The sequence below is a fragment of the Acetivibrio clariflavus DSM 19732 genome (genome assembly GCF_000237085.1).
GTDB classification, from domain to species: Bacteria; Bacillota; Clostridia; order Acetivibrionales; family Acetivibrionaceae; genus Acetivibrio; species Acetivibrio clariflavus.
The window spans coordinates 1,718,468-1,728,332 of the sequence record NC_016627.1 but is presented as its reverse complement, the minus strand read 5'-3'; the positions used below and the strand labels follow the sequence as shown (position 1 = coordinate 1,728,332).

General features: G+C 36.8%; 9 protein-coding genes. 2 read left to right on the top strand and 7 right to left on the bottom strand.

The features are described from left to right. Window positions 1-6: 6 nt before the first annotated feature. Complete coding sequence (locus CLOCL_RS21885; protein ID WP_014254760.1) at window positions 7-2,343, bottom strand: fibronectin type III domain-containing protein; 2,337 nt, start codon at window positions 2,341-2,343, stop codon at window positions 7-9. Between the two features lie 296 nt (window positions 2,344-2,639). On the opposite strand from CLOCL_RS21885, the gene CLOCL_RS07355 reads away from it, so the two are divergent. Beyond that, window positions 2,640-3,278: a hypothetical protein gene (locus tag CLOCL_RS07355; RefSeq protein WP_014254759.1), complete on the top strand. Its 639-nt coding sequence runs from the start codon at window positions 2,640-2,642 to the stop codon at window positions 3,276-3,278. A 54-nt stretch (window positions 3,279-3,332) separates the two neighbouring features. Here CLOCL_RS07355 and CLOCL_RS07350 read toward each other — a convergent pair whose 3' ends face one another. The 4 genes from CLOCL_RS07350 to CLOCL_RS07335 form a co-directional block, all read right to left on the bottom strand. Continuing rightward, a complete protein-coding gene (locus CLOCL_RS07350) occupies window positions 3,333-4,730 on the bottom strand; it encodes an oxaloacetate decarboxylase subunit alpha (protein WP_014254758.1) in 1,398 nt (465 codons plus the stop codon). A gap of 100 nt (window positions 4,731-4,830) precedes the next feature. After that, window positions 4,831-5,229, bottom strand: coding sequence for a biotin/lipoyl-containing protein (locus tag CLOCL_RS07345; RefSeq protein WP_014254757.1), 399 nt, complete (start codon window positions 5,227-5,229; stop codon window positions 4,831-4,833). A 13-nt stretch (window positions 5,230-5,242) separates the two neighbouring features. After that, window positions 5,243-5,413 (bottom strand): hypothetical protein, encoded by a 171-nt coding sequence (locus tag CLOCL_RS07340; protein ID WP_014254756.1) that lies wholly within the window; start codon window positions 5,411-5,413, stop codon window positions 5,243-5,245. A 102-nt stretch (window positions 5,414-5,515) separates the two neighbouring features. Continuing rightward, window positions 5,516-7,066 (bottom strand): acyl-CoA carboxylase subunit beta, encoded by a 1,551-nt coding sequence (locus CLOCL_RS07335; protein WP_014254755.1) that lies wholly within the window; start codon window positions 7,064-7,066, stop codon window positions 5,516-5,518. A 318-nt stretch (window positions 7,067-7,384) separates the two neighbouring features. On the opposite strand from CLOCL_RS07335, the gene CLOCL_RS07330 reads away from it, so the two are divergent. Next, window positions 7,385-8,116, top strand: coding sequence for a PilZ domain-containing protein (locus CLOCL_RS07330; RefSeq protein WP_014254754.1), 732 nt, complete (start codon window positions 7,385-7,387; stop codon window positions 8,114-8,116). An 83-nt stretch (window positions 8,117-8,199) separates the two neighbouring features. Here CLOCL_RS07330 and mnmM read toward each other — a convergent pair whose 3' ends face one another. Both mnmM and speB read right to left on the bottom strand, forming a co-directional pair. After that, window positions 8,200-8,766: a tRNA 5-(aminomethyl)-2-thiouridylate-methyltransferase MnmM gene (gene mnmM, locus CLOCL_RS07325; RefSeq protein ID WP_014254753.1), complete on the bottom strand. Its 567-nt coding sequence runs from the start codon at window positions 8,764-8,766 to the stop codon at window positions 8,200-8,202. Window positions 8,767-8,994: 228 nt separating this feature from the next. Continuing rightward, window positions 8,995-9,864 (bottom strand): agmatinase, encoded by an 870-nt coding sequence (gene speB / locus CLOCL_RS07320; protein ID WP_014254752.1) that lies wholly within the window; start codon window positions 9,862-9,864, stop codon window positions 8,995-8,997. Window position 9,865: the final 1 nt, after the last annotated feature.

Genomic DNA, 9,865 nt, shown 5'->3' with positions numbered 1-9,865 from the left:
CTCCACTTAATAGTACTCTATGTGTTTCACTCCCATAAAAATTATTCTCTTGGCCATTTCTTTTTCCGTAAAATTACCCTTTACCTCTAACACCCCGGCTGTTAAACATCCCTTGTGGCTATAATACGACTTTGTATAAAAGTTCCCATTTACTTTTACATAGTCATTTTCATTTGTCATTTTTAAATACGCATAGCAATAATAATTACCATCCTCTATTTTATAATCTCCTTCTACTTCCAGCCTTCCTCCATTTATATACATCGTTCCGCCTGTTTGATAGAGATTCCCTTTTACCGTTAACTTATAACCGTTTAAATTAATTGTTGAACCTGATAATTTTAATTCCCCATTTATCAATTCATCACTTGTCAATTTCCATTCTCTATTTTTAAATTCAAGTGACGTTACTTTACACCCGTTTGTTATTAATTTATTTAACGAAACTGGACTTGTAAACTTTACTTCTTTCCCTTCTACATTTGTTATTTCTAATATATTGAAACAGGAATTCACCGAATCTCCCAAGTATACTTCTTGCAAAGTATCTCCACTTAATAGTACTCTATGTGTTTCACTCCCATAAAAATTATTCTCTTGGCCATTTCTTTTTTCCGTAAAATTACCCTTTACCTCTAACACCCCGGCTGTTAAACATCCCTTGTGGCTATAATACGACTTTGTATAAAAGTTCCCATTTACTTTTACATAGTCATTTTCATTTGTCATTTTTAAATACGCATAGCAATAATAATTACCATCCTCTATTTTATAATCTCCTTCTACTTCTAGGCTTCCTCCATTTATATACATCGTTCCGCCTGTTTGATAGAGGTTTCCTTTTACTGTTAACTTATAACCGTTTAAGTTTAATGTACCTCCAGTAAGGTACAAATTCATCACTGTCAGGTCACCATTTAAAACTTTATTACTATTAATATAGGTATTATTTACGAATAATACATTTATTTTGCCTGCAGCTGATACGTTACCTTCTGCATTTTTGGCTATAACATAATATACATAGGTTTCACCAATAACCAAATCTTCATCTACATAACTCAATTCAGTCGTAGTACATAATATAATCCCATCTCTTATTACTTCATACTCATCCGCACCTTGAACCTTGCCCCAAGTGATAATGACTTTATCCTCAGTTATTGTAGTTGCTAATAGAGGACTTTCAAGCATTGTGGTTACTGAAATTAGTTCACTCCATTCACCACAGCCTGATGCATTTTTTGCCCTTACTCTGTAAGAATGTTTCGAATTAGGCAGTAAGTTAGAATGGATATATGTCTCACTTGTCAATCCTTCAGTCAATTCACCATCTACTTCTATATCATATCCATCTATTTCACTTAATTTATCCCATGATAAAGTAACACTTGTATCAGTTGCTTGAGTAGTTATGTCTGATACTACATCCGGCAAAGTAAGTACATTGATAGCCTCACTCTCTGGAGAGAAATTTCCGGCTTCATCAAAGGCCATAATGGTTATAGTATAAGTTGTATTTGCTTTTAAGCCCTCAATTTCATAAGTTGAAACATTACCTATTTCAACTTTTATACCATCAATATATACAATATATCCTGATGCTCCGATTATTGGCTCCCAAGTTAAAGTAATAGTTGAACTTGAAACAACAACATCTAAAACCTCGGGAGCATTATATGTAATTTCTTCCGGCATAGTCACTTGAGGTGTTGGTGTTACCATTGGTGTTTCTAATGCAGTTGCTGTTGGTGTTATTAATGACTCTTCTGGTGTTGGTGTAGGTAATACTGGTGTCACTGTTACCGTTGGTGGTATTGTTGGTGTTTCTGTTGGAGATGGAGTTGGTGTTACTTCCGGTGTTGGCTCTACTGTTTCTGTAGGTACTATTGTTGGAGTTACTGCCGGTGTCACTGTATTGGTTGGTAATATTGTTGGAGTCACTGTTTCGATAGGTGTTGGCGCTACTGCTTCTGTAGGCAATATTGTTGGAGTTGGTGTAGGTGTTACTGTCAACGTGCCAGTTGGGTTTGCTGTCTCTATTGATATTGGTGTTGAACTTTCAGTTGGAAGTGATTCTTCAGATTCAGATACCGCTGGCGTTGTAACTACCGTTTGTTCACTTGATTTCTCTACATAAGGCACCAAGTTATCCGTATTATCGTCTAAACTTGGATTTCCCGGTAATTCGTCAGGAGAATATTCTGAAATGTAATCAGATATCTGTTCAGTTGCAGCATATACCTTTGCTGTACTAAAAGGCAAAGATAAATTTGTAACTAATATCTGAGCAATAAAGACTATAGAAATGATTAGTGAAATTATTTTTTGACCTTTACACATATTTACATTTTCTCCCCTTCATTTCGTTTTAATATTTCTATTTTAAGTGCATCTTTTAATGATTTTTAATAGTAATCATATACTTTTTTAAAGATAATATCCAATTACTGCCGAATATTATAACATTTTATATATAAAATTGTAAATATTTTTTGTTAAATAATTAACTACTTCTTCAAAATTCTTTTTTTCTTCTGCATCAATAAATACTTTTATTGAAAATTAACCTTCAATAAAATCCAATTATCTACATATACTAATAATTAAACACCAATTTACATACGGAGAAGATAATAATGATACAAATTGACGACGCAGGAAGCGGAAGTTTTGTGGGCGGGACCTGTATTGGAGTATACCGTCCGGAGACAAATGAATATTTTTTCGAGATAATCCCTGTAGAACTCTACAATAAAGAAAACTTTAAATATAAATATTATCTCGATGAAGTTGTAAATATTGTTTCTGACGCTTTCAAAGCAATGAAGGTGAGCAAAAACGAAACTATTGAAATATGCAGGGGATACATGTTTGAAAAGCTTCGCAAATGGCTGAACAGCCAGGGATATTGCTGGTATATGACACAGATAAGCGGAAGAGTACAAGATGTGGTTGAAAAAAATTATGCGCTCTATACCGAAAAACTCGGTATTCCCAAAGCCTATATCCAATACACCAAGTATCCCTTTCATTTTCATAAACTGTTAAGATGGGTTTTTGCTGACTTTGAAAATAGAATTGATTTATGCAAAACCGGGTGGAACAGCTGGAGCAAATATGAACACATAAAACCGGAATTGTCCTACGGTGTTATGAAACAAGCTAATATATTCTGCCTTAAGTGCGGTAAAAGAATCAAAAAGGGAAGTAATATTAGAGTATTAAGCTTTACAAGTAACAGAGAACAATTTGTATATCTACATGAAAATTGTTAAAATAAAGGGACTTTAAGCTTTCACATAAAGTCCCATTACCTAATCTTTCATCTATTATACGGGATGTACCCTGTTTTCATAGTCCACCATTTCCGGCTCAATCTTATACTTTTGCGCTTTACGATATTGGAAGAACTTCTCGGCAACCTGTGGGAATAGTGCATAGGAAAGTATATCCTCATCCTGCTCGAGGTATTCCTTCATCTGCTCTTTAATTGACTGTAATTCAGGTTCTATAAAGTCAGCCGGCCTTGCTGTTATAGGCTCTTCGCCATTTAAAATCTTCTTCTGTATTTCTGGATTAACTGGAGCAGGAGTTCTTCCATATTCTCCTTTTACAAGGGCTTTAGATTCTTTTGGCACCATCTTGTATCTCTCACCGGTTACTACATTCAATACTGCCTGTGTTCCAACTATCTGGCTGGTAGGAGTAACGAGCGGCGGATATCCGAAATCTTCACGAACCCTCGGTACTTCTTTAAGCACTTCTTCAAACTTGTCAACAGCATTGGACTGCTTAAGCTGTGAAACAAGGTTTGAAAGCATACCGCCAGGAACTTGGTATATAAGGGTATTTACATCTACACCCATAACCTTGATATCCAACAGTCCGCTTTGAACATATTTTTCCTTAAGCGGTCTGAAGTAATCGGCAATTTCACTAAGCTTTGCGAGATCCAAACCGGTGTCATACGGTGTATCCTTTAAGGTTGCAACCAACGGCTCAGTTGGTGGCTGAGAAGTACCCATTGACATAGGTGATATAGCACAGTCAACTATATCACATCCTGCCTCAATTGCTTTAAGGTAAGTCATTGAAGCAACACCACTGGTATAGTGGGTATGAAGCTGAACAGGTACTTTAACACTCTCCTTAATTGCCTTTACAAGTTCATAAGCTGTATAAGGCACTAACAAACCTGCCATATCTTTAATACAGATGGAGTCGGCACCCATTTCAACCAGTTGTTTTGCGTCCTTTACAAACAGTTCAAGATTGTGAACAGGACTTATTGTATAGCAAACTGTTCCCTGGGCATGACCGCCTTCTTTTTTACACGCCTTAATTGCTGTTTCAATATTTCTTGGGTCATTTAGGGCATCAAATATTCTTATGATGTCCATACCGTTGGCAACAGCCTTTTGTACAAAGTATTCAACAACATCGTCAGCATAGTGTTTGTATCCTAAAAGGTTTTGACCTCTTAAAAGCATTTGAAGCTTTGTCTTTTTACAATACTTTTTAATTGTCCTAAGTCTTTCCCATGGGTCTTCATTCAAAAATCTTAAGCAGGCATCAAAGGTAGCTCCTCCCCATGCTTCCAACGAATGGTATCCTATATTATCTAACTTCTCCAAAATAGGGATCATTTCTTCAATTCTCATTCTTGTAGCTATAAGTGACTGATGCGCGTCCCTAAGAACGGTTTCGGTAATTTTTACTTTAGCCATTTTACATACCTCCTTTTTGCCTTTTGAAAGGGCTTTCAAGCAACAATCATGCCAATTCCGTTGAGAGTTTTAGCAAAAACATCCCACGCAATACTGTCCATTAATTCATTGACACTAACAAATCTCCGGCATTTACTGAAGTTCCTTTTGATACATTTACTGTTGCAATTGTACCGTCAACCGGTGCAACTATTTCGTTTTCCATTTTCATGGCTTCGAGAATTAACAATACCTGACCTTTTTTAACTGTATCTCCGGGATTTACTTTTACGCCGAGAATTGTACCTGGCATAGGTGCTGTAACTTTTGTTGCCCCTGCCGGTGCTGTACTGTCTTTCTTTGGTGCTGCCGCCGGTGCAGGTGCAGGAGATGCTGCCGGAGCCGGTTTTGCCTCAGGAGCACTGTATGTAACGGCTTCAGTAGCTGAACTACCGTCTCTAATTTCTTCCACTTCCACTTCATATTGATTTCCGTTAACCTTTATTAAAAACTTCTTCATGCTTAATCCTCCTTTAGATTTTACTCTTTAAACGTTCGTATCTACCGGTTGCAGACCATACCGGTGCTGTCTGTGGTATTCGTCTGAATGATTTCACTACCAATTTATACCCTGGTCTCGATTCCATCATGGAAATCGCCGCCATTATAACCGATATAATTTCATCATTTATAGCTTCCTTCATACAAACCTCCAAGGTCATTTTAATAATTTAATGTTCTCGGCCTCAACCTCTTAAATATCTGATTCCATTATGAGGCACTAAGCTATTTTATATACACTATTATTACAAAGGAATATTTCCGTGCTTTTTGGCCGGTCTGTTTTCCCTCTTGCTGGCAAGCATTTCTAAAGCACTTATTATCCTGATTCTTGTTGTAGCCGGTTCGATAACATCATCCACATAGCCTCTTGAAGCAGCTATATAAGGATTCGAGAATTTATTCCTGTACTCCTGAATCAATTGATTTCTTGTTTGAACAGGATCCTCAGCTTTGGCAATTTCTTTTCTGAATATGATATTTGCCGCACCTTCCGGTCCCATTACAGCTATTTCGGCTGTAGGCCATGCAAATACCTGATCTGCTCCTAAGTGCTTGCTGTTCATGGCAATATAAGCACCACCATAGGCTTTTCTCACTATTACATTTATTTTAGGCACCGTTGCCTCAGAGAAAGCATAAAGTAACTTTGCACCATGTCTTATAACGCCGTTGTGTTCCTGGCCTACTCCCGGCAAATATCCCGGCACATCGGTAAATGTTACCAAAGGAATATTGAAAGCATCACAGAATCGAATAAATCTTGCAGCTTTATCCGATGAATTGACATCCAATACACCGGCAGCAAACTTAGGCTGATTGGCAACTATACCTACTGTTCCGCCGTTCAACCTTCCAAAACCGACTATAATATTCTGTGCAAAATGCTTTTGAACTTCCATGAACTCGCCGTTGTCTACAACGGAAGTAATAATATCCATCATATCATAAGGCTTGTTTGAATCTTCTGGTACGATTTCGTTCAAATTGTCACATATTCTGTTTATATCATCTCTGTTTTCATAGAAAGGAACATCGGTAAGATTGTTATCGGGAAGGAAACTGATAAGTCTCTTTATCTCCTCAATACACTCTTTCTCACTTGCACATTTAAAATGTGCAACACCGCTTACAGAGTTGTGAGTGTCTGCTCCGCCCAATTTTTCAAAAGTAACATCTTCCCCTGTTACCGCTTTTATTACCTGCGGTCCTGTGATAAACATCTGACTTGTTTTTTCAACCATAAAGATAAAGTCAGTTATGGCAGGGGAATAAACAGCACCTCCGGCACAGGGTCCCATTATAACTGAAATTTGAGGAATTACACCGGAAGCCAGAGTATTTCTGAAAAATATATCTCCAAATCCACTCAAAGAATCAATTCCTTCTTCAATTCTTGCACCTCCGGAATCGTTGATACTGATAAAAGGTGCACCCATCTTCATTGCCATATCCATTACTTTTGTAATTTTCTTTGCATGCATTTCGCCCAGCGAACCGCCAATCACCGTAAAATCCTGTGCGGCCACAAATACCAAACGTCCGTTTATTGAACCATAACCTGTTACAACACCGTCTCCGGGTACTTTTTTCTTCTGCATGTCAAACTCTATACTTCTGGTTTCAACAAAAGTATCAATTTCAACAAAGCTGTTCTCATCAAACAGTTCCTTAATCCTTTCTCTTGCAGTCATTTTTCCGGCTTCGTGTTGTTTTGCTATTTTTTCGGCTCCTCCGCCCTGCTCGACTTCAGCTTTTTTTGCTTGGAGAAGACTCAATTTGTCAACTTGCGCCATCTGTTTCCCACCTCTTTTTGCGTATTTGTCCTTCATTTAACCTTTATTTAGTGATAATAAGGCTAAAAACCTCTTTTATTAAACTTTATTATATGATATTATTACCTGGTACTAATTTATTAAATTATACCTTACTTTTTAAATAATTGCAATAATTTCCCGGCTTTTTGCCTTAACAATTTTACAGCACTATATATTTATTTCCCATTATCAAAGCTCATAAAACTATTATAATAATTTTTAAAAAACATATCCAGTTTTTTATCGGATTTGCCGATGCTTATATTGACCAAATTCTTTTAAAGGGATGTGGTTCTATTGTTTAAGAAAAACTCAGATTCAAAAAAGTCAACAATGTTTTGCAGAGTTTGCATAGATAACAGCCAAAACTGGATTCATGGAATAATAACTTATATAAATTTAGATAAAAGCGTTGCCGAAATTTTTCTGCCCGCAAAATACTTCAAAGACTTTCTGACGGAAGGAACCAAGGTAACAGTCAAATCTATGCACAACAACAATGAAATTCTGTTTTACGGCAATATAATGAGAAAGGTCATATCGATTAGGAAACAAGCTATTACCATTCAGATTGATAAAGTGTTAAATTATAAAAATAACAGAAAATCCGAGCGTTTTAATGTAAATTACGATTGTGTTATAAAAACACCTGACGGTGAGTACTCCGGAAAAATGGTAGATATCAGTCTTAATGGCTGTATGGTGTATACTAACGAACCCATTAAGGAAGTATCAGATATAACGGTAAAGACATATTTGTCTCCGGAAGCGGAATTGACTTTTCAAACCAATGTACTGCGTACAAAAAACATAAAAAAGAATAGATATTCCTACGGGCTTGAATTGAGCAGCATAGACAATGAAAACAATATACTGCTGAATGAACTTATTGCCAGTTTGGTAAAGCAAAAACAACATATAGAACATGAATGGAAAGTTTTTAACAGACTCAAATACACTGTTTACACAATTTCAGTGTTACTTGTCTTTTTTATCGTTTTTTATATTTTTGCTTCCACTGTGGTTTAATCGTACCTTCTTACCCCACAGCCAAAATTAGTTCCAGCAATTATAAAACTGACACAAAATTAACAGAAGTTTAGCTCTTAATATTATCCTATCTTTTCAATACACACCAATATCGGCGGGCAATTGGGTTGATTAATAAATTCCGTTTTCATTACTGTATATTTCTTCGGATCAATATTATACAAATATTCCATTACCCTGTTTTTTTCCTCAAATCCGCTATCACCTCCATGATAAACCACAATACTTATTAACCCGCCTGCAACCAAAAGTTCCATTGCCTTTTCTATTGCACATATTGTGGTCTCTGCCTTTGTCCCTATTTTGTGGTCTCCTCCTGGAAGATATCCCAAATTGAACATTACAGCTTTTACACTGTTTTGTATGTATTTATCAAGATTCTCATGACCGTCATTTATAAGTTCAACCCTATCCATTAAACCAATTTTTAAAAGCTTTTCCCGTGTCCTTTCAATGGCAACTTTTTGTATATCGAAGGCAAATACCTTTCCGTTTTCACCCACAAGTTTTGCGAGAAATACCGTATCGTTTCCGTTGCCTGCAGTAGCATCAATTACTATATCTCCGGGTTCAACAAAGCGTTCGATATACTGATGGGACTGAGTTAATGAATTGGCTATTTTAGGCATATAAAAGGCCTCCTATTGTCTTTTGCCCATTTTCAGAAACAGAAAGAGCAAAGAAAAAAAACATTACAAAACTTAAGTTCTGCAGCCTAGAGCCTGTAAATACTTCTTTTTTGCAATACAAAAGCCAGGCAAAAACCTATATATAAACCGAATGCTTTCCTTTTACCGTCGTATTAACAGGCTCTAAACTTGCTATAAAATGCTTTTCTCATACTTTTTTGATTTATACTACCCCATTATCATGATCATATCCCTGATAACCTTGGCAGCTAAAACCGCTGTTCTGTCCGATTGGTCATAGTGAGGGGATACTTCAACTATATCGAAACCTACAATATTCAAATCTTTCAAAACTTCCAACGCCTGTATAAGCTCTTTTGAGGATATGCCTCCAGGCTCAGGAGTGCCTGTCCCATTGGCATAGGCAGGATCTACCACATCAATATCCAACGTAAAATATACAGGTTTTCCCTTAAACTTGTCGACCACTTTCTTCAGCGGCTCAAGCACCTCAATTGTATACATGTTGGTGTTTACCTTTGCATACTCAAATTCTTCCTTAGTGCCCGATCGTATTCCAAATTGATAGATGTTTTTGCCTGGCATAAAGTCGACAAGCCTTCTTATAGCTGAAGCGTGAGAATTAGCGCAGCCTAAGTATTCTTCTCTCAAATCGGCATGGGCATCAAAATGAATAACTATCAGGTCGTCCCCATATTTATTGTAAACTTCTTTTATAACTGGTACACTGATAAGATGCTCCCCACCTATAAAAAGCGGAAGTTTGCCGTCCTCAAGAATTTCCTTTGCCGACTGCCCTATTAACTCAAGGCTCTTTTCAACATTCCCGAAGGGCAAATCCAAATCTCCCGAATCAAAATAAGCATAATCTTCAAGGCTCTTATCCATGTAAATACTGTACTCTTCAATGCCTATAGAAACTTCTCTTATTTTTTGAGGACCAAATCTTGTCCCCGGTCTGAAACTGCAGGTAAAATCCATTGGGACACCCACCATAACTACGTTTGCGTCCCCATAGTTTTCACAACTGCCCATAAATTTTGTCGATAAAGTCATTTTCCCGTTTTTCAAACTCATA

Excerpts from the sequence above, each read along its gene's own strand:
- CLOCL_RS07345 (WP_014254757.1), bottom strand. The coding sequence starts at position 5,229 with ATGAAGAAGTTTTTAATAAAGGTTAACGGAAATCAATATGAAGTGGAA.
- CLOCL_RS07340 (WP_014254756.1), bottom strand. The coding sequence starts at position 5,413 with ATGAAGGAAGCTATAAATGATGAAATTATATCGGTTATAATGGCGGCG.
- CLOCL_RS07350 (WP_014254758.1), bottom strand. The coding sequence starts at position 4,730 with ATGGCTAAAGTAAAAATTACCGAAACCGTTCTTAGGGACGCGCATCAG.
- CLOCL_RS21885 (WP_014254760.1), bottom strand. The coding sequence starts at position 2,343 with ATGTGTAAAGGTCAAAAAATAATTTCACTAATCATTTCTATAGTCTTT.
- CLOCL_RS07335 (WP_014254755.1), bottom strand. The coding sequence starts at position 7,066 with ATGGCGCAAGTTGACAAATTGAGTCTTCTCCAAGCAAAAAAAGCTGAA.
- mnmM (WP_014254753.1), bottom strand. The coding sequence starts at position 8,766 with ATGCCTAAAATAGCCAATTCATTAACTCAGTCCCATCAGTATATCGAA.
- speB (WP_014254752.1), bottom strand. The coding sequence starts at position 9,864 with ATGAGTTTGAAAAACGGGAAAATGACTTTATCGACAAAATTTATGGGC.
- CLOCL_RS07355 (WP_014254759.1), top strand. The coding sequence starts at position 2,640 with ATGATACAAATTGACGACGCAGGAAGCGGAAGTTTTGTGGGCGGGACC.